The sequence below is a fragment of the Rhodanobacter sp. FW106-HT46G03 genome (genome assembly GCF_058789895.1).
In genome coordinates, this window is sequence record NZ_JBYTCC010000001.1 from 1,175,548 (window position 1) to 1,200,986 (window position 25,439).

22 protein-coding genes and 1 tRNA gene are annotated in these 25,439 nt (G+C 67.9%); 16 read left to right on the plus strand and 7 right to left on the minus strand.

What is annotated here, in order from left to right:
* Positions 1-183 precede the first annotated feature (183 nt).
* The 6 genes from pal to AC3WP6_RS04955 all read left to right on the plus strand — a co-directional run bounded on the left by pal (position 184) and on the right by AC3WP6_RS04955 (position 3,576).
* Positions 184-693, plus strand: coding sequence for a peptidoglycan-associated lipoprotein Pal (gene pal, locus AC3WP6_RS04930; RefSeq protein WP_492626682.1), 510 nt, complete (start codon positions 184-186; stop codon positions 691-693).
* A gap of 66 nt (positions 694-759) precedes the next feature.
* The gene (gene ybgF / locus AC3WP6_RS04935) at positions 760-1,569 is read left to right on the plus strand and encodes a tol-pal system protein YbgF (RefSeq protein WP_492626683.1); all 810 of its coding nucleotides are present in this window, start codon (positions 760-762) and stop codon (positions 1,567-1,569) included.
* Positions 1,570-1,585: 16 nt separating this feature from the next.
* Positions 1,586-2,260, plus strand: a complete 675-nt coding sequence (gene queE, locus AC3WP6_RS04940; protein WP_492626684.1) for a 7-carboxy-7-deazaguanine synthase QueE — start codon at positions 1,586-1,588, stop codon at positions 2,258-2,260.
* 96 nt (positions 2,261-2,356) lie between these two features.
* Entirely contained in the window at positions 2,357-3,052 is a 696-nt protein-coding gene (queC, locus tag AC3WP6_RS04945) for a 7-cyano-7-deazaguanine synthase QueC (RefSeq protein WP_492626685.1), read from the plus strand.
* Positions 3,053-3,112: 60 nt separating this feature from the next.
* Positions 3,113-3,188: transfer RNA gene (locus AC3WP6_RS04950), tRNA-Lys, on the plus strand.
* A gap of 61 nt (positions 3,189-3,249) precedes the next feature.
* Complete coding sequence (locus tag AC3WP6_RS04955) at positions 3,250-3,576, plus strand: hypothetical protein (protein ID WP_492626686.1); 327 nt, start codon at positions 3,250-3,252, stop codon at positions 3,574-3,576.
* A gap of 232 nt (positions 3,577-3,808) precedes the next feature.
* Here AC3WP6_RS04955 and AC3WP6_RS04960 read toward each other — a convergent pair whose 3' ends face one another.
* From AC3WP6_RS04960 to AC3WP6_RS04975, 4 genes are all read right to left on the minus strand, one after another.
* Positions 3,809-4,804 (minus strand): YncE family protein, encoded by a 996-nt coding sequence (locus AC3WP6_RS04960; RefSeq protein ID WP_492626687.1) that lies wholly within the window; start codon positions 4,802-4,804, stop codon positions 3,809-3,811.
* Positions 4,805-4,881: 77 nt separating this feature from the next.
* A complete protein-coding gene (locus tag AC3WP6_RS04965) occupies positions 4,882-5,442 on the minus strand; it encodes a deaminase (protein WP_492626688.1) in 561 nt (186 codons plus the stop codon).
* 4 nt (positions 5,443-5,446) lie between these two features.
* Entirely contained in the window at positions 5,447-7,201 is a 1,755-nt protein-coding gene (locus AC3WP6_RS04970; protein WP_492626689.1) for a glutamine--tRNA ligase/YqeY domain fusion protein, read from the minus strand.
* Between the two features lie 84 nt (positions 7,202-7,285).
* Entirely contained in the window at positions 7,286-8,350 is a 1,065-nt protein-coding gene (locus tag AC3WP6_RS04975; RefSeq protein ID WP_492626690.1) for a diguanylate cyclase, read from the minus strand.
* A gap of 90 nt (positions 8,351-8,440) precedes the next feature.
* Between AC3WP6_RS04975 and AC3WP6_RS04980 the strand changes: the two genes are divergently transcribed.
* Genes AC3WP6_RS04980 through msrA form a run of 4 tightly spaced genes read left to right on the plus strand, consistent with a single transcriptional unit; the run spans position 8,441 to position 10,826 of the window.
* Positions 8,441-8,719 carry a putative signal transducing protein gene (locus AC3WP6_RS04980; protein WP_492626691.1) on the plus strand — a complete coding sequence of 93 codons (279 nt, stop codon included), beginning with the start codon at positions 8,441-8,443 and terminating at the stop codon, positions 8,717-8,719.
* A 17-nt stretch (positions 8,720-8,736) separates the two neighbouring features.
* Positions 8,737-9,624: a DMT family transporter gene (locus tag AC3WP6_RS04985; protein ID WP_492626692.1), complete on the plus strand. Its 888-nt coding sequence runs from the start codon at positions 8,737-8,739 to the stop codon at positions 9,622-9,624.
* Positions 9,625-9,637: 13 nt separating this feature from the next.
* Positions 9,638-10,156 carry an adenine phosphoribosyltransferase gene (locus AC3WP6_RS04990; protein ID WP_492626693.1) on the plus strand — a complete coding sequence of 173 codons (519 nt, stop codon included), beginning with the start codon at positions 9,638-9,640 and terminating at the stop codon, positions 10,154-10,156.
* Positions 10,157-10,166: 10 nt separating this feature from the next.
* Complete coding sequence (gene msrA / locus AC3WP6_RS04995) at positions 10,167-10,826, plus strand: peptide-methionine (S)-S-oxide reductase MsrA (protein WP_492626694.1); 660 nt, start codon at positions 10,167-10,169, stop codon at positions 10,824-10,826.
* A 33-nt stretch (positions 10,827-10,859) separates the two neighbouring features.
* On the opposite strand, the gene AC3WP6_RS05000 is transcribed toward msrA, so the two are convergent.
* Positions 10,860-11,831 carry a LysR substrate-binding domain-containing protein gene (locus tag AC3WP6_RS05000; RefSeq protein WP_492626695.1) on the minus strand — a complete coding sequence of 324 codons (972 nt, stop codon included), beginning with the start codon at positions 11,829-11,831 and terminating at the stop codon, positions 10,860-10,862.
* A gap of 127 nt (positions 11,832-11,958) precedes the next feature.
* Here AC3WP6_RS05000 and AC3WP6_RS05005 point away from each other — a divergent pair, with 127 nt between their 5' ends.
* From AC3WP6_RS05005 to AC3WP6_RS05025, 5 genes are all read left to right on the plus strand, one after another.
* Positions 11,959-14,625 carry a M1 family metallopeptidase gene (locus AC3WP6_RS05005; RefSeq protein WP_492626696.1) on the plus strand — a complete coding sequence of 889 codons (2,667 nt, stop codon included), beginning with the start codon at positions 11,959-11,961 and terminating at the stop codon, positions 14,623-14,625.
* A 169-nt stretch (positions 14,626-14,794) separates the two neighbouring features.
* A complete protein-coding gene (locus AC3WP6_RS05010; protein WP_492626697.1) occupies positions 14,795-15,730 on the plus strand; it encodes a hypothetical protein in 936 nt (311 codons plus the stop codon).
* Positions 15,731-15,789: 59 nt separating this feature from the next.
* The gene (locus AC3WP6_RS05015; RefSeq protein ID WP_492626698.1) at positions 15,790-19,839 is read left to right on the plus strand and encodes a hypothetical protein; all 4,050 of its coding nucleotides are present in this window, start codon (positions 15,790-15,792) and stop codon (positions 19,837-19,839) included.
* Positions 19,832-20,659, plus strand: a complete 828-nt coding sequence (gene prmC / locus AC3WP6_RS05020; RefSeq protein ID WP_492626699.1) for a peptide chain release factor N(5)-glutamine methyltransferase — start codon at positions 19,832-19,834, stop codon at positions 20,657-20,659. Before AC3WP6_RS05015 ends, prmC begins: the two co-directional genes overlap by 8 nt.
* Before the next feature lie 104 nt (positions 20,660-20,763).
* Positions 20,764-21,576, plus strand: coding sequence for a universal stress protein (locus AC3WP6_RS05025; RefSeq protein ID WP_492626700.1), 813 nt, complete (start codon positions 20,764-20,766; stop codon positions 21,574-21,576).
* 127 nt (positions 21,577-21,703) lie between these two features.
* Here AC3WP6_RS05025 and dxs read toward each other — a convergent pair whose 3' ends face one another.
* Together dxs and AC3WP6_RS05035 are read right to left on the minus strand one after the other, a co-directional pair.
* Complete coding sequence (gene dxs, locus AC3WP6_RS05030; RefSeq protein WP_492626701.1) at positions 21,704-23,530, minus strand: 1-deoxy-D-xylulose-5-phosphate synthase; 1,827 nt, start codon at positions 23,528-23,530, stop codon at positions 21,704-21,706.
* Positions 23,531-23,729: 199 nt separating this feature from the next.
* Positions 23,730-24,332 (minus strand): HNH endonuclease, encoded by a 603-nt coding sequence (locus AC3WP6_RS05035; RefSeq protein ID WP_492626702.1) that lies wholly within the window; start codon positions 24,330-24,332, stop codon positions 23,730-23,732.
* 252 nt (positions 24,333-24,584) lie between these two features.
* Here AC3WP6_RS05035 and AC3WP6_RS05040 point away from each other — a divergent pair, with 252 nt between their 5' ends.
* Positions 24,585-25,364 carry a SapC family protein gene (locus AC3WP6_RS05040; protein WP_492626703.1) on the plus strand — a complete coding sequence of 260 codons (780 nt, stop codon included), beginning with the start codon at positions 24,585-24,587 and terminating at the stop codon, positions 25,362-25,364.
* Positions 25,365-25,439 lie beyond the last annotated feature (75 nt).

Sequence of the window (25,439 nt, forward strand, 5' to 3'; positions counted from 1 at the left end):
TCGCGCCCGGCGTGTTTTGCCGACCGCAACGCTTTCCGGCGTGAGGGTCAGCCATTGGAGGTGAGCATCACACGCCGTTGATCTTGCAATATCAAAATGAACAACAGCCGGGTCACCGGCGATTCGTCCCGTAACCAGTCCGTCACTGTATGCCGGAACTCTCACGTTTGAAGGAACGTCACCATGAATAAGACCGTTCGCGTTGCCCTGGTCGCCCTGCTTTGCGTAGGTGCGGCTGCCTGCTCCAAGAAGCAGCAAGTCAAGCCGCAGGCTCCGGCTGCCGAGCCCGCCCCGGCTGCTGCGCCCGCCGAGACCAGCGGCAAGTACACCCCTGCCGACCTCAACACCGATCCGTGCCTGCGTCAGCGCGTCGTGTACTTCGACTTCGACAAGTCGGAAATCAAGCCGGAATTCCAGCAGATCATGGCTTGCCATGCCAAGTACCTGCAGGATCGTCCGCAGGCCCAGATGCGTCTGGAAGGCAACACCGACGAGCGTGGTTCGAAGGAATACAACCTCGGCCTCGGCGAGCGCCGCGGCAATGCCGTGTCCAGCGCCCTGCAAGCCAATGGCGCCTCGGCCAGCCAGGTCAGCGTGATCTCGTACGGCAAGGAAAAGCCGGTTTGCCGCGAGCACAATGAAGATTGCTGGAGCAAGAACCGTCGTGTCGATATCGTCTACACGGCTGAGTAAGTGTTGAAATCTCTGGCCAGCAACATGGCAGCCAGAATCGGCATGGCGGGCGCAATCGCGTCCGCCATGCTTTTCGTGGCGCCGGCATTTGCGCAAAGTTCGCGCCTGAGCCTTGCCGACCGCGTTGCCCAACTGGAGCAGCGTGCGCAGAACAAGGACCAGAGCAGCGCGCAGATGGTCAACCAGCTGCAGCAGATGGAATCGCAGTTGCGCGACATGCAGGGGCAGATCGAAGAGTTGCAGCACCAGCTGCAGGATCTGCAAAGCAAGAGCAAAGACCAATACGTCGACCTCGACTCCCGGCTGGGCCGGCTCGAAGCCGCAAACCCATCCGGTGGCGCGCCGGCCGCAGGCGGCAGTACCGCGGCACCCGCTGCCACCAATACGCTAGCCAATGCAGCAGCCAATGCAGCAGCCGCAGCGCCGGTTGCCGCCAGTGCAGCACCGGTGCCGGGCAAGAAGGGCGCAAAGCCCGCGTCGACGCCCGACAGCGCCGCAACCACCGCGGCCTACGACGCCGCTTTCAAGACCCTGCGCGGTGGCGACTACACCAACGCGTCGCGGCAGTTTCGCGAGTTCATCCAGAAACACCCGGACAGCCCGCTGGTTTCCAACGCGTTCTACTGGCTTGGCGAGTCGTACTACGTCACTACCAATTACCAGGTGGCGCAGGAAGCCTTCCAGCATTTGCTGAGCCAGTATCCGCAGAGTGAAAAGGCGCCCGATGCGCTGCTCAAGCTCGGTTATTGCCAATATGAGCTGAAGCAGGTTGCGGCCGCCAAGGCAACACTCAAGTCGGTGGTGGCGAAATACCCCAGCTCGAAGGCGGCCAACCTCGCGAAGGAGCGGCTGCGCCGCATCGAATCGGCAGGCTGAGGTGACGACGTTGTCCATGCCCGGTACCGACGAGGCCAGCGCTGCGGTTTCCGAGCGCCTGCGCATCACCGAGATTTTCCTGTCGATCCAGGGCGAGGCCGACGCTGCCGGCTGGCCCACGGTATTCGTGCGCCTCACCGGCTGTCCGCTGCGCTGTGTGTGGTGCGATACCGAGTATGCGTTCCAGGGCGGCCAGTGGCACGACATCGACGAGATCGTGGCTGAGGTGGCACGCCAGGGCGTGCACCACGTGTGCGTGACCGGCGGCGAGCCACTGGCGCAAAAGCGCTGCCCGATCCTGCTGCGCAAGCTGTGCGATGCCGGTTACGAGGTGTCGCTGGAAACCTCCGGGTCGATCGACATTTCCACTATCGATCCGCGCGTGCACAAGGTGATGGATCTCAAGGCGCCCGGCTCGGGCGAGTGCAAGCGCAACCTGTGGTCGAATCTCGATCACCTGCTGCCGCACGATCAGGTGAAGATCGTGATCGCCGATCGTGCCGATTTCGACTGGGCGTGGGCGCGCGTGGCCGAGCACCGCATCCACGAGCGCTGCATGGTGTTGTTCTCGCCGGTGGCCGGCAAGCTGGCGCCGCGCGAGCTGGCCGAGTGGATTCTGGCCGACCGCCTGCCGGTGCGCTTCCAGATGCAGTTGCACAAGGTGCTGTGGGGCAACGTACCCGGCAAGTGATGCCGGCGGTGCGACGCCACCTGTTTTCGCGCTGCGGCCGGTGTCGCCGTCGGCGTGTCCCGGCCGGTGACCGGTCGTTTCTGATGGACTTCAGCCATGACTGAAACCCCGCGGCGCAAAGCCGTCATTCTTGTCTCCGGCGGCATGGACTCGGCCGTTACCACCGCGATCGCGCGCGAGCAAGGCTATGCCGTATACGCCCTGAGCGTGGCGTACGGCCAGCGCCACGATTCCGAGCTGGTGGCGTCTGAGCGCGTTGCGCGCATGCTCGGCGTGGCCGAGCACAAGGTGGTGCATGTCGATCTGCGCACCATCGGCGGCTCGGCGCTCACCGCCGATATCGCCGTGCCGTTGGATGCGACGGCTGCACACGATGACGCACATATCCCGGTCACCTACGTGCCGGCACGCAACACCATCATGCTGTCGATCGCGCTGGGCTGGGCCGAGGTGCTGGGCGCCAGCGACATCTGGTGCGGCGTCAATGCGGTGGATTACTCGGGCTATCCAGACTGCCGTCCCGCCTTTATCGCGGCGTTCGAGCGCCTCGCCAACCTTGCCACCAAGGCCGGTGTGGAAGGCGCGCAGCTCCGTATCCATGCCCCGCTGATGCGGATGAGCAAGGCCGACATCGCCCGCGAAGGCCACCGCCTTGGTGTGGATTTTGCGCAGACCGTGAGCTGTTACCAAGCTGATGCGGATGGCCGCGCCTGCGGCCATTGCGATGCCTGCCGTCTGCGCGCGGACGGTTTTCGCGCAGCTGGCTTGCCCGATCCGACGCGCTACGTCTGATTCGACTTTGCTTGTGCGCATCGCGGTGCGCCCATAAAATGGCCAACTTGCCGTTCGCGCGGGTCGTTAGCTCAGTCGGTAGAGCAGTAGACTTTTAATCTATTGGTCGAGGGTTCGAATCCCTCACGACCCACCAAATTCCATTCGCGGAGTACGTCGGCTTCCGCGATGGTGGCGAAACAGGGGAGCGATACGCCATGAGCAAATTTGGACGGCGGGTACTGTTGGCGGTTGTGCTTGCCGCAGTAGCCATTGCGGCGCGAAACATCTTGTTCAAGGCAAGCGCCGACTACATGGTGGGCACCGTCAATGATTCCTTTGCGCCACTGAAGGCCCAGGCGCAGCGGGATGCGTATGTAGCGCGGTCACACGCGGCCCGGCACGCGCCGGCACCCGTAGGCCGCCAATTGGCCGATAACGAGCGGTGCATCGGGGGCACTGTCGTCCTGGTCGAGGAAGTGGATGGTGTGCCGTCATTCAAGCAGAGGACTGACGGCAGCCGGCCACTTGCTTGTCCGGAATAGTTGCGCGGTGCGCTGGTCGCCCAAGAGCCGGCCGCAGGGTCGCGTGCGCGTGCGGGTGAGTCAGGGGCCAGACGTCGATGCGGCTATCGCGGGTGTAAGGGTTGGTGCAGCGGTCGTCGCCAAGACGGTGGTTTGTTGCAACGAGTTTCGACACACGGGCACGCATCGATTTTGGAGTTGCCGGTTCGGCCGTCAGTTGCCGTTGCGTCTGGTTGGAGCTCAGGCAAACTCGTCAACGTGATCCGACGACCAGTGCGGTGAAACCTGTCACTGGCGCCCCACGTGGTGCCGGGGTGGCGGCGACCAGCCAGATGTCGTGGGTGGCGCGGTCCAGCGTCATGGTGCGCGCACCGACCTGGGTTGGTACGTTGGCGACCACGCGGTAGTGGTTGGCATCGTCGGCGTGCACGACGGTCAGCGTGCCATCGTGATTGGAGCTGTAGACCATCTGCGTGGCCGGGTCGAAAACCGCGCCGTCCGGCCCCTTGCCGATCGGCACGCTGGCGACGTGGTGACCGTCGCCGGCGTCGGTGACCACCATCCGGTGGTTGGCGCACACCGAAAACAGACGCCGCGCAGTGGTGTCGATGGCCAGGCCAGTGGGCGATTCGCACGGCGCGAGTGGCCATACCGCATCGACTTTGTCGGTCGTCGAGTTGATGCGGGCAAGCTCGTTGCGGTCTTCGATGTTCGCGTAGACATGGCCGCGACCGTCGCTCACTGCGAACTCCGGCCGGCCGGGCAGGGCGACGTTGGTGAGCGTCTTGGACGTTGCGGGGTCGATTACGGTGGCGTTGTCGCTGCCGCCGTTCATCGTCAGCACATGGCCGCTGGCCGGGTCGTACACGATGGCGTCGGGGCGCTTGCCGTCGATCGCGATGCTGCGCAGCGTTTTCAGCGTGGCGAGGTCGATCACGTGCACCGCGTTGGCGTTGCCGTCGCTGACGTAGCCGCGGCGCAGCTGCGGCACCAGCGCGATGCCGTGGATGCGCTGCATGCCGGGGATCTCGCCGACCAGCTTGCCGTTGCGGGTGTCCACCGCCATCACGTGGTCGCTGCGGGCGATCAGCAGATGGTGGGTTGGTGCGTCGATGGTGACGTAATCCCAGCCGCCACTGCCGCCCAGCGGGTAGTGGTGCAACACGGCGTACACGGATGGTGCCGCCGATGCGGCAATGGCGAATGCGCTGCCGATGGCGGCAACGAGCAGGTTGGCGAAGGTCTTCACGGCTGACTCCGGCGACAGGCGATGCTCCGCCGAGCATGCGCGCGGTTCGATTAGTGGATGCTGTGGGCGCCGCGGCCTCAGTACACCTCGCCGCGGGCGCCGTAGTCAGCCAGCACGGCACGGGCTTCGGCGCGCAGGATGTCGCGGCGCACGGTGATGCCGCGCTTTTCCAGCTCGCCGATCCAGTCGGTGGGCAGTGGGCCTTCGTCGAAGTGCGCGAGGGCTTCGACGTCTTCCGAACGCGCACCAATCAGGAGTTCGTCGATACCGGCCCACATCGTCGCGCCGTAGCACTGACAGCACGGCTGTGCGCTGGTGGCGAGCGTGTAGCGACCGCCGGCCGCGTTGAGGCGGTAGCTGGCAAGGCGTTGCTGCGCGCTCATGTAGGCCAGCATTTCCGCGTGGGCGACCGAGCAGGTTTGCGGCACCACGCGGTTGACCCCGACCGACACCACGCGGCCGTCGGCGTTGAACACCGCGGCGCCGAACGGGCCGCCGAAACCGTGCTCGATGTTGCGCGCCGCCAGTGCGACGGCGAGCCCCACGCGCTCCTCGTCGGTGACGAAGCGCCGGGTGTCGTCGACCAGCTCGTCCACCCACGGCGGCAGGGTCAGGTGCACCTGGCGCGGCAGGAACACGGCGTCAGGCCCTTTTCGCCCAGGTGTCGCGCAGGGTGACGACACGGTTGAAAACCGGCTTGCCGGGCGTGTGGTCGATGCGGTCGGCGACGAAATAGCCGGTGCGCTCGAACTGGAAATGCTGTTCCGGCGCGCAGTCTGCCGCAGCGGGTTCCACCCAGCCGCGCACGATGCGCTTGGATGCCGGGTCGACGTGCGCCGTCCACGGCTGGCCGTCGTCTTCGGCGTCGGGCGCCGGCACGTTGAACAGGCGGTCGTACAGGCGCACCTCGGTGGCGACGGCGTGCGCGGTGTCGACCCAGTGAATGGTGCCCTTGACCTTGCGGTCGGCGCCCGGCAGGCCGGCGCGGGTGCTCGGGTCGAGCGTGGCGTGCAGTGCAGTCACGTTGCCGGACGCGTCTTTTCGCACCTCGTCGCACTTGACGATGCCGACGCCACGCAGGCGCACTTCGCCGCCGGGCACCAGGCGCTTGAAGCCTTTCGGCGGCACCTCGGCAAAGTCTTCGCGCTCGATCCACACCTCGCGCGACAGTGGCATTTCGCGGGTGCCGAAGCTTTCGTCTTTCGGGTGGTTGGGAAACACGATGGTTTCCGTGTGCCCTTGCGGCAGGTTGTCGATGACGAGTTTGAGCGGATCGAGCACGGCCATGCGGCGCGGTGCGTGCGCATCGAGATCCTCGCGCACGGCGTTCTCGAGGATGGCGTAGTCGATCACGCTGTTCTGCTTGGAGATGCCGACCCGCTCGATCAGCAGCTTGAGGCCGGCGGGCGTGAAGCCGCGCCGGCGCAGGCCGCGCAGCGTGCTCATGCGCGGGTCGTCCCAGCCGTCGACGAAGCCTTCGTGCACCAGTTGCGCGAGCTTGCGCTTGCTGGTGATGCAATAAGTGAGGTTCAAGCGCGAGAATTCGATCTGGCGCGGCTTGGCAGGTTTTGCCACGAGGCCGGCGGCGACCACCGATTGCCACAGCTCGGGGTGGTGCGGCAGGTCGACGTGGTCCACGCACCAGTCGTAGAGCGGGCGGTGGTCCTCGAACTCCAGTGTGCACAGCGAGTGGGTGATGCCTTCCATCGCATCCGACAGCGCATGCGCAATGTCGTACATCGGGTAGATCGGCCAGCTGTCGCCGGTGTTCTGGTGGGTGACCTTGCGGATGCGGTACAGCGCCGGGTCGCGCAGGTTCATGTTGCCGGAAGCCATGTCGATCTTCGCGCGCAGGGTCTTTTCGCCATCGCCGAACTCGCCGGCGCGCATGCGCTGGAACAGGTCGAGGTTTTCGGCCACCGAGCGCTCGCGATACGGCGAGTTCCTGCCCGGCTCGGTGAGCGTGCCGCGGTAGGCGCGCAGCTCGTCGGCGGAAAGGTCGTCCACGTAGGCAAGGCCGTCGCGGATCAGTTTCAGCGCGGCCTGGTAGAACACCTCGAAGTAATCGGAGGCATGGCGCAGTTCGTGCCAGTCGAAGCCGAGCCAGTGCACGTCGTCCTTGATGCCCTGCACGAACTCGGGGTCTTCCTTGCCGGGGTTGGTGTCGTCCAGCCGCAGGTTGCACCAGCCGCCGAACTCGCGCGCGATGCCGAACGAAAGGCAGATCGCCTTGGCGTGGCCGATGTGCAGGTAGCCGTTCGGCTCGGGCGGGAAGCGGGTGTGGATTTCCACGTGTTTGCCGCTGGCAAGGTCGTCGCGCACGATCTGGCGGATGAAATCGCGCGGCGCATCGCCCTCGGGGGCGGTCGTTTCGGCGGCAGAGATGGGGCTCGACATTGCGTGGCTCATGGCAAAGGTGGCGAGCCGCCTAGTTTACGCACTGACCCAAGCCGACGCATGGCGCGCGTCGGGGCGGCGCGCTCAGGTTGCAGTGGTGTCGGCGCAGCACACCCGATTGCGCCCGTCGGCTTTTGCGCGGTACAGCGCGATATCCGCCTGCTCGATCCATGCCTTCAAGCTGATGCAGCTCGCATCGAGCGGGGCAATGCCGATGCTGACCGCGCAGGTGTGGTCATGTCCGTCGGGCCGGATGCGGGCCACTTCCCGGCAAATGCGTTCGGCCACGTCGCGCTCCGCCGCGACATTCGTGTCGGGCAGCACGATGCCAAATTCATCGCCGCCAAAACGGCCCGCCGTATCCAGCGTGCGCAGGTTGGCGAGGAGAATCCGTGCAAGGGCTTGCAGTGCGGCATCTCCGGTGGTGTGGCCGTAGCGGTCGTTGATCGCCTTGAAATGGTCCAGGTCGAGCAGCAGCAGGCTGGCGACATGCGGATGCCGGACGTGCCGTTCGAACTCGTTGCGGGCGGCATCCAGCCACGCGCTGCGGTTGGCGAGCCCGGTCAGGGAGTCGGTGCGGCTCAGTTGCGCCAGCAGCCGGTTTTGTTGCCGCACGCGTTGGCTGAGGCGGAACGAGACGTAGCTGAGGCAGCTCGGGAAAATCGCGATCAGCGGCAGGCTGGCAACCACCACCAGCGTTTCGGTATGCGGAGGCCATACCGGCGGCAGGAAGATGCCCAGGAGGGCCGCGCTGGCGACCTGCAGCGCCACGGAGCGCGCCACCCAGCGCAGGCCGCCGGAGCCGACGTGGTTCATGGTAATCAGCGATACCAGCAATACCGAAGGCAAGAGGTCGAAGCGGATGGCCGCCACCCAGGCACCGGCGGTCACGGCGTCGAACAGCTGGTTGCGTTCTTCGGCGTCGACCGGCTGCGTGTTGCGGCGCGCGAGACGCCACGCGATGTGCGGCCAGAGCAGGGCGTTGATGGCCAGCAGCAGCCACAGCCACGCGTTGGCGTGGTTGAGGTAGAGCACAGCGCCGATCGGCAGCGCGGCCAGACCGACCACCAGCGTGCGCACGCGATGGATGAAGGCGACAAACTCGAGGTCTTCTTCGTGCTGGTCGGAACCCTGTGCCAATCTGGTCACCGCCGGTCCACCTGTCCCATCGGGGTTATCGGCCGATTTCCCCCGTTCTGGAGGCTTGTCAGCGCGCGGGCGGGCGGCTAGCGTGGCGGCATGCGGACCGTCTATCGCGCGGAAAACCTGGTGGATGCGCATCTGGTGAAAGATGCGCTGGAGAACGCCGAGATCCCGGCGTTCATCGCCGGCGAGTACCTGATGGGCGGCGTGGGCCAGTTGCCGGCGCTGGATTACCTTGCGGTGATGGTGCCCGATTCGGCGGTGCCGACGGCGGAAAACATCGTGCGCGAGGTCGAGGCGCAGTTGTTCGAGGCACGCGCGGCCATGCAGGATGCCGACGACGCGCCGGACGATCCGCTCCCCGCGACTTGCTGAGCGGCCTCTCCCCGACCGTGACTGCGGCCACCGATCACCCGGTGTGGCGGATGACGCTGGGCGCGGCGCTGCTGTCCACCACCGGCATCTTTGTCGCCTATACCACCGTGCCGGCCACGGTCTCGGCGTTTTATCGCATGGCGTTTGGCGGCGCGATGCTGCTCGCGTGGGTGGCGTGGCGCGGCCAGTGGCGTGCGCTGCGCTGGCGCGACTTTGCATGGGCGACGCTGCCGGCCATCGGGTTTGCCTGCGACCTGTTCCAATGGCATCGCAGCATTCTCGTGGTGGGGCCGGGTGTGGCGACGCTGCTGACGAATTTCCAGGTTTTCCTGCTCGCGCTGGTGGGCCTGGCGTACTACCGCGAACGGCTCGGCCGCTGGTTTGTTCCCGGCATGCTGTTGGCCATCGTCGGCCTGTGGCTGCTGGTGGGTGCGGAGTGGTCGCTGTTCAGTGCGGCGTATCGCGCCGGTGTGTGGCTGGGGCTCGGCAGCTGCGTTGCCTACGCGGTGTACTTGTTGAGTTTCCGCCACGCGTTGTCCGGGCATACGCAGCTGTCGCCAGCACAGTTTCTGGGTCTGATGAGCCTGGAAAGCGCCCTGCTGCTGGGCGCCATTGGCTGGGCCGAAGGCAATGCGTTTGTGCTGGACAGCCTGCGCAACTGGAGCGTGCTGCTCGCGCTCGGCTTTTTTGGCCAGGTGCTGGCGTGGCTGCTGATGGTGGGCGCGATGCCGCGGCTGCCGGCATCGCTGGTGGGCTTGCTGCTGCTGTTGCAGCCCGCGCTGGCGTTCGTGCTGGATGTGCTGCTGTTTGCGCGGCGCACCAGCGCCAGCGATTGGGTCGGCCTCACGCTGGCGCTGTTCGGCATTTTGCTGGGTACCCTGCGGCCGCGGCGGGCAGCGGCGTGAAACGGGAGCGGGCATGAGCGGTTTTGCGGGCTTGATACGCGCGGTGCCGGATTTTCCGCGCGATGGGGTGCTGTTTCGCGACATCAATCCGCTGCTGGCTGATGCGCACGCGTTTGCGCAGTGCGTGGCCGCACTGGCGGCGCCGTGGCGCGATGCGCGCGTGCAGGCCGTATGCGGCATCGAGGCGCGCGGTTTCATTTTTGGCGCCGCGCTGGCGCAGGCGCTCGGTGCCGGCTTCGTGCCGCTGCGCAAGCCGGGCAAGCTGCCGCCGCCGGTGGAGCGCGTGGCCTACCAGCTGGAATACGGGCAGGATCATCTGGAAGTGGGCCGCGACGCGCTGCACCCGCGCGAACGCGTGTTGCTGGTGGACGATGTGCTGGCCACTGGCGGTACGCTGGCAGCGGCCAGGACACTGGTCGAACGCGTGCACGGCGAACTGGTCGGCGCCTGCGTGGTCGTCGAGCTGGAAGCGCTGCGCGGGCGCGCACGCTGGGCCGGCAACCCGCCGCTGCACGCGCTCATTCGTTATTAGGAGGCGAACCATGTTGGGCATTGGCGGGTGGAAGCAACGCATGCCGCGGCGTGAAGACGCGTTGCCGGGGCACGACGAGGTGCGCTTGCCCGGTGACCGACATGCGGTGTTGGGCGGCTCGCTGTTGGCGGACGACCATCCCGGTGCGGCGCGTGCATGGTTTGCGATGGGCTGCTACTGGGGCGCGGAGCGCAAGTTCTGGAGCGTGCCCGGCGTGCTGACGACGGCGGTGGGTTTTGCCGGCGGCTACACCCGCAACCCGAGCTACCACGAGGTGTGCACCGGCATGACCGGGCATGCGGAAACCGTGCTGGTGGTGTTCGACCCGGCGCGCGTCGCGTTCGACACGTTGCTCACGATTTTCTGGGAAGGCCACGACCCGACCCAGGGCATGCGCCAGGGCAACGACGTCGGCACCCAGTACCGTTCGGCGATCTACGCGGCCGATGCCGTCCAGCTGGCGGCGGCCGAGGCTTCGGCGCAGCGCTACCAGGCCGCGCTGGCGCATGCCGGGTTTGGCGCGATCACCACTGAGGTGGCGCTGGCCGGGCCGTTCTATTACGCCGAGGACGCGCACCAGCAGTACTTGGCGAAAACCCCGCACGGTTACTGCGGGCTGGGTTCGACCGGCGTGTCCTGCCCGGCGGGCGTGCTGGCGGCAGCTCCGTAAAACCCCGGTACCCGCCGCTGGCGTCGGCCGGGATCAGATGCGTGGCTTACGCGCGGCCTTGGCTGGCGGCGGCAACGCAGGCTGCGCGGCGATCACGTCGCCCGGGTCGAACAGTGCCTTCGGCAAACCGCGTACCACGCCGGCCAGTTGCACGAGGAAGTCGTGCATCGCCGAGCTTTTGCGCCACAGCATGGCGATGCGCCGGCTCGGCGGATGCTTGCTGAGGAACGGCACCAGGCGCATGTTCGGTGCCTGCGCTACCGGCGGTTTCACCGCGAGCGTGGGCAGCAGGGTGATGCCGACTTCGGCGGCCACCATCTGGCGCAGGGTTTCGAGGCTGGTGGCGCGGAAGCCGGTGCGCTCGCCGGCGCCGGCGAGGTGGCAGACCTCCAGCGCCTGGTCGCGCAGGCAGTGGCCGTCTTCGAGCAGCAGCAGGCTCTGGTTGCCGAGATCGGCGAGATGCAGCGCCGCCTTGCGTGCGAGCGGATGCGAGCGCGGCGCGGCCAGCACGAACGGCTCCTCGAACAGGAACTCCGCGTGCAGGGTGTCGTCATGCACCGGCAGCGCGACGATCACCGCGTCCAGCCGGCCCTCGCGCAGGCGGTGCAGCACTTCCTCGGTCTTTTCCTCCACCAGCAGCAGCTCCAGCCGCGGGAAACGCGTGCGGATCAACGGCACTGCATGCGGCAAGAGATACGGCCCCAGGGTGGGGAAAATGCCCAGCCGCACGGTGCCGGATTCCGGGTCGAGCGTGCGTCGCGCCACGCCCTTGATCTGCTCCACCTCGTTCAGCACGTCGCGCGCGCGGGCCACGATTTCACGTCCCACTTCGGTCAGCAACACCTTGCGCGGCGTGCGTTCGACCAGCGTCACGCCCAGTTCCTCCTCGAGTTTCTTGATCTGGGTGGAAAGCGTCGGCTGGCTGACAAAGCACGCCTCGGCGGCGCGCCCGAAATGGCGTAGCTCGGCCAGCGCCACGAGATAGTGCAGGTCACGCAGGTTCATGCAGGCAAGGCGTCCGGCCGATGGTGCATTCGATCATAGCCGCCCCGGCGGGCATGCCTTGTGGCACTGGGGTGTCGGCCGGCTTCGGCCTAGCGTCGAGGTTTGTCCTTTTGTGTCGGGAGCCGCCATGCGTCGTTCACTTCGCCCCTTGCTCATCACGGCGCTGGCCGCCGGGTGTGGCCTTGCGCTCTCGGTCCAGGCCGAGTCCGCACCGCAGGGCCGGCTACCCGGCTGGGCGGTGCCGCAGTCCTATCAATTGGCGTTTCGGGTCGATCCGGCGCAGGCGGATTTCACCGGCACCACGGTGATCCGGGTGAAACTCACCCAGGCTTCCGACCACGTGTGGCTCGACGGCAAGGCGCTCAAGGTGGCGAAGGTGGCGTTGACCGACGCCGCCGGCAAGACCAGCGCGGCCAGGTACGTGGATGCCGATGCGCAAACCGGCGTGGTGCGGGTGGATTTCGGCCGCACCGTGCAGCCCGGCGAGATCGCGCTCGCGTTCGACTACAGCGCGCCGCTCAATGCGCAGTTGCAGGGCTTGTACAAGGTCAGCGCGCAAGGCCAGCCGTACGCGATGACGCAGATGGAGCCGATCAGCGCGCGCTACGCGTTCCCGGGTTTCGACGAGCCTGGCTTCAAGACGCCGTTCGACATCTCGATCACGCTGCCGGCGAAGGACCGCGCGTTCGCCAACACCGCGCAGGTCAGCGAAAAGCCCGCCGACAAAGGCTGGAAGACGGTGACCTTTGCGCCGACGCTGCCGCTGCCGACCTATTTGGTGGCCTTTGCGGTCGGTCCGTGGAGCGTGCGGGAAGCGCCGGACATCGCGCCCGATGCCTACCGCACCAAGCCGCTGCCGCTGCGCGGCATTGCCGCCGCCGGCGAGGCGCCGCGCATGGCGCACGTGCTGGGCGAAACGCCGAGCATCATCCATGCGCTGGAGAACTACTACGGCTTCGGTTACCCGTTCGGCAAGCTGGATCTGCTGGCCGCACCGGATTTCTCTGCCGGCGCGATGGAGAACGCCGGCCTGGTCACCTTCCGCGACTGGCTGCTGTTGCTCGACAAGGATTCCCCGGCGCGCAACGTGCGTGGCTCGTTCAACGTCACCGCGCATGAGCTGGCGCACCAGTGGACCGGCGACACGGTGACCCTCGCGTGGTGGAACGACATCTGGCTCAACGAGGCGTTCGCCACCTGGATGCAGCAGAAGGTCACGATGGAGGTGCACCCGGAATACCGCGCCGATCTCGACCGCGTGCGCGGTGCGCAGGGCGCGATGGCGAACGACAGCCTGGTCAGCGCGCGCGCGATCCGCCAGCCGATCACCGGCAACGGCGACATCGAGACTGCGTTCGACGGCATCACCTACCAGAAGGGCGCCGCCGTCATCGGCATGTTCGAGAACTACGTGGGTGACAAGACCTTCCAGAAAGGAATGCGCGCGTACATCCAGGCACACAAGTTCGGCAATGCCACTGCGGATGACCTGGTGAACGCGATCGCCACCGCCGCCGGCAAAGGGGAACCGTTCAAGCACGCGTTCGACAGCTTCCTGAATCAGACCGGCGTGCCCTACGTGCAGACCAGGCTCACGTACAAGGACGGCAAGGCGGTGCTCGATCTGGCGCAAAGCCGCTACCTGCCGCTGGGCAGCCGCGGCGACACGACGCGCGTGTGGGGCGTGCCGGTGTGCGTGCGCTACGGCACCACAGATGGCAGCAAGGTGGCCTGCGACATGCTGAGCGCGGCCACCGGCAGCATGGCGCTGCCCGGCGCCAGCAAGGCCACCTGGGTGATGCCCAACGCCAACGCCGCCGGCTACTACCGCTTCAGCCTCGACCAGAGCGAGCTCACCGCGCTGGTCCGCGAGGTGCCCAAGCTCAGCGACACTGAGCAACTGGCGTATGCGGATGCGATCCATGCGAGCTTCCAGCATGGCGATCTCGATGCCGGGCGGGCGCTGGCCGCGCTCAAGCCGCTGACCGCCTCCAAGGTGCGCCAGGTGGCAGTGGCGCCGCTGGGCCAGGTGGGCTGGATCTACCACCACGCCGCGCGCACCGATGCGCAGCGCGCCAAGGTGGCGGCATGGGTCAAGGCGGCCTATCTTCCCAGGCTGGAAGCGCTGGGCTACGTGCGCCGCGCCGGTGAGTCGGAGGATGCCGCCCTGCTGCGCAGCACACTCGCCGGTACGCTGGCGTTCGACTACAAGCTGCCACAGGTGCGCACGGCTCTGCTCAAACAGGGCGAGGCGGCACTGAAGCACAGCGCCGACGGCAAACTCGATCTCGCCGCTGCCAACCCCGATTTGCTGGGCGATGCGCTGGGCGTGGCGGTGCAAACGCAGGGCAAGCCCGCAGTGGATGCGCTGATCGCGGCGCTGCCGGGCACCAGCGACCCGGCGCTGCGCAACGGCATCCTCGGTGGCCTCGCGCATGCCGAAGCCCCGGCACTGGTGGAACAGGTGCGCGATTTCGCACTGGGCAAGTCGGTCAAGGTCGGCGAGATGGCGATGCTCCTGCGCAGCGGCCGCAACACCTTGGCCCAGCGGAACGCGATGTGGACGTGGTTCACCGGGCATTACCCGCAAATCCTCAAGCGCACCGGCAGTTTTGCCGGCGGCTACCTGCCCATGCTCGCCGCCGGCGGCGGTTGCTCCACCGCGGAAGCCGAGCGCATGCAAACCTTCTTCAAGGCCCATGAGAACGATGCTGCCGGCATCTCCCGCGGCCTCGCGCAGACCGGCGAATCGATCGAGCTGTGCTCGGCATTGAAGGACAAGCAGGCGATGTGAGGGGAGAGCCGGGATTGGGGATACGGGATTCGGTAAAACCGATCTCGCGCCATGCGGCTTTCCAAATCCCCAATCCCCAATCTCGAACCCCGGTACTGCGAAACACGACTCGCGCGGTGCAGTATCTTCGAATCCCCAATCTCCTATCCCGAATCCCGGCTCTTGCCCCATGATCGACCTCGAAATTCAGGCCCTTGCGCTCACGCGTGAGGGCCTGTCGCTGGAAGTGGGCCGGTTGGCTGGCAGCGAAGGTTTCGTGCTGTTGCGCCAGCGGTTGGTGAACGATCCGCACGGTGTGTTGCTGGCGATGGTGGTGCGTGGTTCGCGCTTCAAGAAGCGCGCGCTGGAAGCCGCGCTGGCGGGTTGCGAGCGGTTCGTGAGTGTCGAGTTGTTGCCGGCTGGCGAAGATTTCCAGCCACATTTTGCCGTGACGCGCGCGACGGCGAGTGGCTATGTGCCGCCACCGGCACCCGTGCCGGAGCCATTGCCGGAGCCGGTTCCCGCGCCACCGGCAAGGGCGGCCACGGTGCCTGTCGCACCGGCGCCGAGCCTGCCGCCGCCGTTGCCGGAAGCGGATGAGCGGGAAGCCTGGGAAGCGCTGGTGGTACGCAAGGCGGCACCGTCACCGGTGCCTTCCACGGTCGAGGTCATGGCCTGGGATGACACCCCGTCGTTGGCGGCGGATGCGGTAGCGGTGGAACAAGCGCTGGCCGACCTGGCCCGGCTTTACCCCGGCATCCTGCCGCGCGTGCAGGCACTGGATCGCGACGTGGCGCCCGGTGCGCGGGTGGCCAGCCTGCGCTTGGCGGGACAGCGCATTGGCGCCTGGCTCGCGCGGGAAAAGCCACCCAAGGTCGCGCCGAGCACCCCGCAAAGCCTCGCGCAAACGGTGTTGCCGGCACTGTCCGCGCTGGTTGAAACCACGCTGCCGGCGGATGGCCAGCTGCACATCCTGCACAGCCCGCTGTGCCAGGCCAACGGGCATTCCGGCTGCGAGTTCTATGCCGGGCTGCTTGAAGGCCTGCTTGGGGATGCTGGCGCGGTGGTGCCGGTGTGCTGCCGCAGTTTTGGCGCCGAGGAGTGCATCCTCGCGGTCGGCGACTGATACCGGCTGGTCGCTCGTCCGTGGTCTACTTGCGCGCATCCTTGTGCACGGAGCTGCCCATGCTTGCACGCCTGATCGGCATCGCCCTGTTGTTGCTGGCACTGGTTGCGCCACTCGCTGCACAGGATGTGCCGCCGCCGCTGCGCGACTGGCAGGGCTGGGTGCTGCATGACACGCCGGCGCATGCCTGCCCGTATCTGGTGAGTGGGGATGCCACCGACCGCGATCGCCCGTGCGCCTGGCCCGGCACGCTGAGCCTGACGGCTGGCGCGCAGGGCGGCAGCTTTGCGTTTGACGTGCGGGTGGATGCGCCCAGCTGGGTCGCGTTGCCGGGCAGTGCGCGCCATTGGCCGCAGGCGGTGAGCGTGGATCGCCAACCCGGGGTGGTGCTCGACCACGACGGCACGCCGGCGCTGCGCCTTGCGCCCGGCGACTACCGCGTGCAGGGCAACCTGCCGTGGACGACACGGCCGGCGCGGCTTGCGGTGCCCGAGGCGTTCGGCCTGGTGGCGCTCAGCCTCGACGGCCAGCCGGTGGTGCGGCTCGAACGTCACGCTGATGAGCTGACGCTGGGCGAAGCCGTGGCCGCGCAGCGGGGCGCCGACGCCTTGTCCCTGCGCGTCTACCGGCGGCTCGCCGACGGCGTACCGGCCATGCTGGAAACGCGGCTGGAATTCAACGTCACCGGCAGCGCGCGCACCGCTAGCTTCGGGCCGGCGCTGCCCCCCGGGTTTGTGGCCACTGCGCTGGATGGCGACTTGCCGGCACGGCTCGACGCCGCCGGTCGGCTTGAGGTGCAACTGCGCCCAGGCACCTGGACGCTGACGTTCGAAGCGCGCGCCACCGTGGCACTGGCAAAGCTGGCGCCCAAGTTGCCGGCCGCGCCGTGGCCGCGGCAGGAGATCTGGAGCTATGCCGATGATCCCGCGCTGCGCACCAGCCGTGCCGAAGGGCAGGCGGTGGACGCGGGACAAGCCGGCGTGCCGCAGGCGTGGCGCGCCTTGCCGGCGTTTGCGCTGACCGACGGCCATGGCCTCGCCGTCGTGGTCGGCGCGCGTGGCCAGACGGGCAGCAAGGGTGACCAGCTCCAGCTCGATCGCCAGTGGTGGCTGGATTTCAACGGCCACGGCCTGAGCGCGGTGGATCATTTGACCGGCGAATTGCGCCAGCGCCAGCGGCTGGACGTCGCTGCGCCATGGGAGTTGCAGCGGGCCAGCGAGCACGGCGCGCCGCTGCTGGTGACCGCGGGCGCGGATGGTGCACGCGGCGTCGAGTTGCGTCTGTACTCCGGCCGACTCGACCTCACTGCCGGCCTACGCCTGCCGCACGCCGGCGGTGCGCTGCCGGTCACGGCGTGGAATCTGCCGCTGGACGGCATCCGGGCCACCTTGCACCTGCCGCATGGCTACCGACTCATTGCCGCGCCCGGCGCCGACCGCGCACCCAACACCTGGGCTGCGGGCTGGAGCCTGCTCGATCTTTTCGTACTGGCGCTGATCGCCTTGCTGGCCGGGCGCCTGCTCGGCTGGCCGTGGGGCGTGCTGGCGGCCGGTTATCTCGTGCTGGGCCAGCAGGAGCCGGGCGCGCCGGTGTGGACGCTGGCGGCGGTAGTGCTGCTGGCCTTGCTGTGGCGCGCCTTGCCGGCGGCGCGGCTGCGTGGGCTCGTGCGCGGCACGGCGGTGGCGGCGTTGGTGCTGACTGCCTTGTGGAGCCTGCCGTTTGTCGCGCAGCAGTTGCAGTACGCGTTGCATCCGCAGCTTGAATCCGGTCGTTTCGACCGTGCGGTTGCCGTGCAGTTTGCGTCGCCATCGGCCGAGATGGCGGTGCGCGCCAACCGCATGGATGCCGCGAATATGCCGCCACTGCCACCTGCGCCCGCAGCCATGCAGGCGGCGCCCATCGGCTCGCCGCGGGTGATGAAGTTTGCCGTGCCGCCGGGAGTGAACGCGTTGGCGCCGAGCGCCGTGGAAACGCAGACACCGGTGCAAGCCGGCGCGGGCACCCCGGCCTGGGATCAAGGCAACAATTACCCACTGGGCTGGTCGGGGCCGGTTACCACCGCGCAAACCGTGCGCCTGATCGTTGCGCCGCGCTGGCTGGTGCGGGTGCTGCGCGTGTTGCTGGTGGGCTTGCTGGTCGCACTGTTGGCGCGGTTGGTGCTGGCGCTGCAGCCATGGCAGTGGCGCGGACATGCTCCGCATGCCGCTGCTGTCCTCGGCAGTTTGCTGCTGGCCGGCGTGCTGCTGCCTACGTTGTCGCACGCGCAAACCCTGCCCAGCCAGCCGCTGCTCGACCAGCTCAAGGCGCGGCTGACCGAAGCGCCCAGGTGCGCGCCTGACTGCGCCGAGGTGGCCCAGGCGCAGCTCTCCGTTACTGGCGATGCGCTCGACCTGGCGCTGGAGATCCATGTGGGCGCCACCGTCGCCGTGCCCTTGCCGCACGCTGGCGAGGCGTTGACGTTGACCGCCGCCACCCGCGACGGCAAGCCGGCGGCGCTCACCCAGTACGCCGGGCAAACCCTGGTGCGGCTCGACCGCGGCGTGCATCGGCTCGACCTGCACTATCGGCTCGGCAACAGCGATGCCGCCACGCTGCAATTTGGCTTGCCGCCGCAGCGCGTGCAGTTCAGCGGCGCCGGCTGGACGCTCGCCGGCGTCGATGGCCAGCGCCTGCTCGGCGACAGCCTGACCTTGCAGCGCGTGGCGGCCGCCGGCGGCGTGGCGGCCGCCAACCTGGCACCGGCGTTTCCGCCCTACGTGCGGCTGACGCGGCGATTGTCGCTGGGGGTTGAGTGGCAGGTGGAAAACACCGTGCAGCGTATCGCGCCGGCCAGTGGCGGTTTCAGCCTTAGCCTGCCGCTTTTGCCCGGCGAGCACCCGCTGGGCGACGGCGTGGTGGTGAAGGATGGTCGCATCGACGTCACCTTCAACACCGCTGCGCAAAGCGTGCGCTGGACCAGCCGGCTGGATCAGACCCCGCAGCTCGCACTGATCGCGCCGCCGCTGGGCGAGCGTGCCGAGGTGTGGCAGGTGGATGCCGCGCCGATGTGGCGGGTGGCCGCGCAGGGCGTGCCGCAAAGCGCCAGCGGCAGTGGTCTGCGCTTCCAGCCGTTGCCGGGTGAAACCCTGCATCTCGCATTTGACCGGCCGGCGGCGGTGCCGGGTGGCAGCCTCGCATTCGACCGCGTGGCGGTGCACACCACGATCGGCCAGCGGGCACGCGAAACCACGCTCGATCTCACGGTGCGCAGTACGCGCGGCGGTGAGCACGCGATCACGTTGCCGGCCGGCGCCGAGTTGGTCGACGCGCAGCGCGATGGCGAGCCGTTGGGCCTGGCCATTCGCGATCATCGGCTCGGCCTGCCGCTGTTGCCGGGCACGCACGCCTACCAGGTTCGGCTGCGCGAACCGGGCGCTGGCGCCACGCTGACGCGCACGTCGGCCATCACGCTCGATGCGCCGGCCGCGAACCTGGCGAGCGCCTTGAGCCTGCCGCACGACCGCTGGGTGCTGTGGGCCTGGGGCCCGGCCACCGGCCCGGCGGTGCTGTACTGGGCGCGCCTCGGCGTGCTGCTGCTGGTGGCGTGGCTGCTGGCGCGTTACGCGCCGACGCCGCTCAAGTGGCGGCACTGGCTGCTGCTCGGCCTCGGGTTTTCCGCGCTGGCCTGGGGCGCGCTGGCGCTGGTGGCGGGCTGGCTGGTGCTGAGCGGCCTGCGGGCGCGCAGGACCCCGCCGCCCTCGTGGCCGCGCTGGGGCTACAACCTGATGCAGATTGGCCTGGCCCTGCTTACCGTGCTGGCGCTCCTCACGCTGATCGCGGCAGTGCCGAAGGGCCTGCTCGGCGTGCCGGACATGCAGGTGGCCGGCAACGGCTCGTCGGCGTGGGATCTGCGCTGGTTTGCCGACCACAGTGCCGGCAGCTTGCCGGCGGCCGGCGTCGTCAGCGTCTCGCTGTGGTACTACAAGCTGGCGATGCTGGCCTGGGCCTTGTGGCTGGCGTTTGCGCTGATTGGTTGGCTGCGCTGGGCGTTCGATGCGTGGAGCCGCGGCGGCTATTGGCGGCGCGCCGCACCGCGTGCGGCGTTGCCGCCGGAGTTGCCCCATGACTGATGTGCGCAGTTGGATCACGGGCGCCACCGCGCGCCTCGGCGACCGGGTCGAAGCCGAAATGTTGCTGTTGCACGTGCTGCGCAAACCGCGCAGTTGGCTGTTTGCGCATTCTGGCGAGGCGCTGCAGACGGACGTCCAGACGGCCGCCGACGCGCTGGTGGAACGCCGTGCCAAGGGTGAGCCGGTGGCCTACATCACCGGACGCCGCGGATTCTGGACGCTCGACCTCACGGTGACGCCGGCCACGCTCATTCCGCGGGTGGAAACCGAGCTGCTGGTGGAGCTGGCGCTGGCGCGGCTGCCAGTGAACTTGCCGTTGCGGGTGGCTGACCTGGGCACTGGCAGCGGCGCGATTGCGCTCTCCATCGCCTTTGAGCGCCCGCGCACGCAGGTGCTGGCGACCGATGCCAGCGGTGATGCGCTGGCGGTGGCGCGGCGCAATGCTCAGCGGTTGGGTTTCAACAACGTGAGCTTTGCGCACGGCGACTGGTTTGCCGCGCTCGAAGACGCCTGCTTTGACCTCATCGTGTCCAATCCGCCGTACATCGAGGCGGGCGATCCGCATCTGACGCAGGGGGATCTGCGCCACGAGCCGGCGGCGGCGCTGGCTTCCGGGCCGGATGGGTTCGACGCCATCCGCCGCATCGTCGCTGGCGCCGCGGCGCACCTCGCGCCGGGCGGCTGGTTGCTGTTCGAGCACGGCTGGCAGCAGGGCGATGCGGCGCGCGCGCTGCTGACCGCGGCCGGGTTTGCCCAGGTGTTCACCGCGCAGGATCTCGAAGCGCGCGACCGCGTCAGCGGCGGCAGTCGCGGCAGCTGATGCCGCAGCCCACCGCAAGTGACAAAAATCAAGCATGCGTCGGCGGGATGCGGGAAGCTGTCGCTACTTGCCACATTGGCGCCGGTTTGCATGCGAGGTGCGCGATGAAAACCATCCTTGTCCATGTACGCGAGCCGCAGGGCGATACGCCGGCCGTGCAGCACGCGGTGGCGCTCGCCGCCGCCATGCACGCCGGGTTGACCGCGGTGTACGCCGCGCCGCTGTACTTCGGTTCGGCAGTCGAGCCCGCGCTGGCCGCCGTGCTGATCGAAGACACCCGACGGCTGGTGGCGGCGGCGATCGCGGCGCGGCCGGGGTTTCTGGCGCGTGCGGCCGCGGCCGGCGTCACGCCGTGCCGGTGGCTGGTGGCCGAAGGGCGACCCGACGAGGCGTTGTCGCAGGTAGCGCCGCGGCATGATCTGCTGATGCTCGATCACGCCGATGGCGACACCGGCGCCGGCTCGGATATTGCGGGCATCGTGCTGCGCACCGGCATCGCCTGTGTGGTGTTGCCGCGCTCGGTAGGGGCGTTCCGCCAGCCGGTGCGTCTTGCCATTGGCTGGAACGGGTCATCCGAGGCGATGCGCGCAGTGCATGCGGCACTGCCGCTGCTACCCGGTGCCGAGGTGCTGTTGATGCAGGGCGAGGAGCGCGAGCGCTATCCCGGCCTGGCGTGGTACCCGCCGTTCGACATCGCCGAGTACCTGCGTGAACACGGCGCCAAGGTGGAAGTGCAACCCATCGCCGAGCGCGCCGATGCGGCCGGCGGTGCACTGCTGGCGCACGCCGACGCCTTTGGTGCGGATCTGCTGGTGATGGGCGCCTATGGGCGTGGGCGTTTCAGTGAGTGGGTGCTGGGCGGCGTCACCCGCGATGCCCTGCGGCTGGCGCGCATGCCGCTGCTGCTGTGTCACTGATGCACCAGCGCCATTGGCATATCTGATCAACCAGCGGGGCGCAAACCGGCGTGGGACCCTCGAACCGGACACGTGGTCCTTGTCGGATGGTGTCCCACCGTACAGGTAGCGGACGCGTATGCGGGGTTCAGCGGCCTGCGCAGGAACGCGCCACCAGTGACGCAAACCGCGCGTGGATAGCCTGCCGCAGGCCATCCACGCTGAGCCCGGCCAGGGCCAGTACTTCGTCGCGGGTGCCGTGTTCGAGGAAACGGTCGGGCAGGCCGAGGTGCAGGATGGGCAGGGTGATGGCGTGCGCGGCGAGGCATTCGGCAACCGCCGAGCCGGCGCCGCCGGCAATCGCGTTGTCTTCCAGCGTGACGAAGGCTTCGTGGGTTTGCGCGAGCTCCAGCAGCAGGGTTTCGTCCAGTGGTTTGACGAACCGCATGTTGACCAGCGTGGCGTCGAGCTCCACGGCGATTTGCGCCGCGCGCGGCAGGAGCGCGCCGAAGCTGAGGAGGGCGAGGCGGTGGCCGCGGCGGCGCACTTCGGCCTTGCCGATCGGCAGGGGGTCCAGGCCGCGACCGGCATCGACGCCGGGGCCGGTGCCGCGCGGGTAGCGGATCGCCGCGGGACCGGCATGCGCCAGCCCGGTGGCCAGCATTTGCCGGCATTCGCGCTCGTCGGCCGGGGCCATCACGAGGAAATTCGGCAGGCAGCGCAGGTAGCCGAGGTCGAAGCTGCCGCAGTGGGTGGCGCCATCCGGGCCGACCACGCCGGCGCGGTCGATGGCAAAAGTGACGTCGAGGTTTTGCAGCGCGACGTCGTGGATCACCTGGTCATAGGCGCGCTGCAGGAAAGTGGAATAGATCGCCACCACCGGTTTGGCGCCTTCGCACGCCATGCCGGCGGCCAGCGTCACCGCGTGCTGCTCGGCAATGCCGACATCGAAATAGCGCTGCGGGAAAGCCTGTGCGAAACGCACCATGCCGGAGCCTTCGCACATCGCCGGGGTGATCGCCATCACGCGCGGGTCGGCGCTGGCGGCGTCGCACAGCCAGTCGCCGAACACCTGCGAATAGCTCGGCCGCGTTCTCGGCTTGGCTTCCACCCCGTGTGCCGGGTCGAACGGGCCGACCGCGTGGTAGACGGTTTGCGCCTGCTCGGCCGGCGCGTAGCCCTTGCCCTTGGTGGTGAGCACATGCAGCAGTTGCGGGCCGGGGCGGGATTTCAACGTGCGCAGCGCGCGCAGCAGGGCCGGCAGGTCGTGGCCGTCCACCGGGCCGGTGTAGTCGAAGCCGAGCTCTTCGAATAGTGCGGATGGCGGCAGCGTGTCGGTTTCCGCGCGGTGGCGCAGCGCGTCGAGATGGTGGTTGGTCGCCACGTGCGCCAGCGTCTGGTTCATCGCGCCGACGCTGGCGCTGATCGACATGCCGTTGTCGTTGAACACCACCAAAAGGTCGGCGCGCACGTCGCCGGCGTGGTTCAACGCCTCGAACGCCATGCCGGCGGTGGCCGCGCCGTCGCCGATCACCGCCACGATGTGCCGGTGGTCGCCGCGCTGCCGGTTCGCGACGGCCATGCCCAGCGCGGCGGAAATCGAGGTGGAGGAATGGCCGACGCCGAAGGTGTCGTACTCGCTCTCCGCACGGCGCGGAAACGGCGCCAGCCCGCCCAGCTGCTTGATGGTCGTGATGCGGTCGCGGCGGCCGGTGAGGATCTTGTGTGGATAGCACTGGTGGCCCACGTCCCACACCAGCCGGTCACGCGGGGTGTCGAACTCGTGGTGCAGCGCCACCGTCAGCTCGACCACGCCAAGCCCGGCCGCGAAATGCCCGCCCGAGCTGGCCACCGACTCGATCAGATAGGCGCGCAGCTCGTCCGCCACTGCCGGCAACTCGGTGTCCGCCAGGCGCCGCAGGTCGGCCGGCGTGTTGATGGTGGCTAGGTGCGGATAGCGCGTGGGGTTTTTCATGCATGCATTGTTGGCTGCACGGCGTGAAGGGACAAGCCGTGAGGCTGGGATTGGGGATACGGGATTGGGGATTTGGCACGGCGCCGCGCTGCGAGAACCGGAGGCGGAGGCCCCGGCCGCACGTCCGTCGGGCTGAGGTCCGACCCACAAGACTCCGCTGCTTGCGCGATGCTGCTTTTACAAATCCCGAATCCCGGCCCTACGCCTCCATCGCCTGCCGGCGGTTGCGCGGCAGGTGGCTGACGAGGAATTCCATCTGGTCGGCGAGAATGTTGCGGTTGGAGAGGATCAGATGCTCCACCCAACTGGGCCGGTAGGGCACGGCGAGCAGTGGCATGTTGGCCTGTTGCGGGGTGCGGTTGCCTTTCTTGAGGTTGCAGGCAAGGCAGGCGCTGACCACGTTTTCCCATTCGTCGCGGCCGCCGCGGGAAACCGGCTGCACGTGGTCGCGGGTGAGTTCGCCACGGGTGAAATGCTCGCCGCAGTACAGGCACAGGTGACGGTCGCGCGCGAACAGGGCGGGGTTGCTGAGCGTGGGCGCCGGGTCGGTCGCGTCGGCGTGGCAATGCCCGGTGCTGGCAATGATCGGGTGCAGGGACAGCGTGCTTTGCATGCCGGTGCCGCGGTTCCAGCCGCCGTGCACGGTGAGGCAAGGCTCGCCCAGCGTCCACGCGATGGCATCGCGCACGTAAAGGCACACGGCGTCCTGCCAGCTGATCCAGTCGAGGATGCGGCCGGCGGCGTCGAGCGAAAGCACGCGGGTGGCATTCAGATCCACCCGGTTGGCAACTTCCATCAGCATGCGGTTCGTCCCTCGGCAAAAGCGAAAGAGCGCTGCGACCATGCAACGGCGTTCAACGCATTGCAGCATAGAACAGATTGCTGCCGGCACCACGCGAATCGCTTTGCGGTCAACGAGATAGCCATCACGGGTAGGGGTTACGGCGCGCCGGGGCGCACTGATATAGTGCGCGTTCATTCGTGGACCCGACGCCGGGTTTGGGAGGGGGGGCCAACGGTGGCAACCCCGGCACGGCGGGGCAGAGGTAACAACGTGGCTGAAGTGATCTTCTACGAGCGCCCGGTGCCGCTCAACCGTACCGAGCACAAGGACCTGCGCCTGAAGCCGGTACCGAACATGAAATTCGCGCTTACCGCGCATTCGGTGCCGCTGACTGGCGTGGAGTTTGGCCTGGCCGCGCGCGATCTGCCGATCGTGTTTGCCGGCAATACCCTTGAGGACGCCGGCCCGGTTGCCCTGCTCGGTTTGCGCCAGAACGAGAACCTGTTCGTCGATGCCGCCGGGCAGTGGGCGCCGAACATCTACATTCCCGCGTTCGTGCGGCGCTATCCGTTCGTGCTGGCCGAGAAGCCGGCCGGGCAGGAAGGCGACGATTTCGCGGTGTTTCTCGACGAGGGCTACGAAGGCTTCGGCAAGACCGAGGGCGACCGCCTGTTCAACGAGGATGGCACCGACACCGAGCTGTTGACCCGCGCCGTGGGTTTCCTGGGCGAATTCCAGCAGCACGTGGCGCGCACCCGCGCGTTCATGCAGCAGTTGCGCCAGCACAACCTGCTCGAGCCCCGGAACATGAGCCTGCGCAAAGGCGCGCCGGAAGACCCGAACGGCCACGTCATCAACCTGAACGGCTTGTTCGTGGTGAACGAGGACAAGCTGCGCGAGCTGGACGAGAAGACCGCCAAGGAGTTCCTGCACGAGGGCGTACTTGGCTGGATCTACGCGCACCTGATGTCGCTCAACAACGTCGACCGCCTTGGCCAGCGCCTGAGCCAGCGCGAGGAGACGGAGACCACGGCCGCGCCGAAGAACTGAAGCGGCCAGCCGTGGCGGTACCATTGAAAGGGCGACGCGCAAGCGTCGCCCTTTCGCATGGCGCAAACCTTGGTG

Coding starts and splice junctions, on each gene's coding strand:
- pal (WP_492626682.1), top strand. CDS start 184: ATGAATAAGACCGTTCGCGTTGCCCTGGTCGCCCTGCTTTGCGTAGGT.
- ybgF (WP_492626683.1), top strand. CDS start 760: ATGCTTTTCGTGGCGCCGGCATTTGCGCAAAGTTCGCGCCTGAGCCTT.
- queE (WP_492626684.1), top strand. CDS start 1,586: ATGCCCGGTACCGACGAGGCCAGCGCTGCGGTTTCCGAGCGCCTGCGC.
- queC (WP_492626685.1), top strand. CDS start 2,357: ATGACTGAAACCCCGCGGCGCAAAGCCGTCATTCTTGTCTCCGGCGGC.
- AC3WP6_RS04955 (WP_492626686.1), top strand. CDS start 3,250: ATGAGCAAATTTGGACGGCGGGTACTGTTGGCGGTTGTGCTTGCCGCA.
- AC3WP6_RS04970 (WP_492626689.1), bottom strand. CDS start 7,201: ATGTCGAGCCCCATCTCTGCCGCCGAAACGACCGCCCCCGAGGGCGAT.
- AC3WP6_RS04980 (WP_492626691.1), top strand. CDS start 8,441: ATGCGGACCGTCTATCGCGCGGAAAACCTGGTGGATGCGCATCTGGTG.
- AC3WP6_RS04990 (WP_492626693.1), top strand. CDS start 9,638: ATGAGCGGTTTTGCGGGCTTGATACGCGCGGTGCCGGATTTTCCGCGC.
- msrA (WP_492626694.1), top strand. CDS start 10,167: ATGTTGGGCATTGGCGGGTGGAAGCAACGCATGCCGCGGCGTGAAGAC.
- AC3WP6_RS05000 (WP_492626695.1), bottom strand. CDS start 11,831: ATGAACCTGCGTGACCTGCACTATCTCGTGGCGCTGGCCGAGCTACGC.
- AC3WP6_RS05005 (WP_492626696.1), top strand. CDS start 11,959: ATGCGTCGTTCACTTCGCCCCTTGCTCATCACGGCGCTGGCCGCCGGG.
- AC3WP6_RS05010 (WP_492626697.1), top strand. CDS start 14,795: ATGATCGACCTCGAAATTCAGGCCCTTGCGCTCACGCGTGAGGGCCTG.
- AC3WP6_RS05015 (WP_492626698.1), top strand. CDS start 15,790: ATGCTTGCACGCCTGATCGGCATCGCCCTGTTGTTGCTGGCACTGGTT.
- prmC (WP_492626699.1), top strand. CDS start 19,832: ATGACTGATGTGCGCAGTTGGATCACGGGCGCCACCGCGCGCCTCGGC.
- AC3WP6_RS05025 (WP_492626700.1), top strand. CDS start 20,764: ATGAAAACCATCCTTGTCCATGTACGCGAGCCGCAGGGCGATACGCCG.
- dxs (WP_492626701.1), bottom strand. CDS start 23,530: ATGAAAAACCCCACGCGCTATCCGCACCTAGCCACCATCAACACGCCG.
- AC3WP6_RS05035 (WP_492626702.1), bottom strand. CDS start 24,332: ATGCTGATGGAAGTTGCCAACCGGGTGGATCTGAATGCCACCCGCGTG.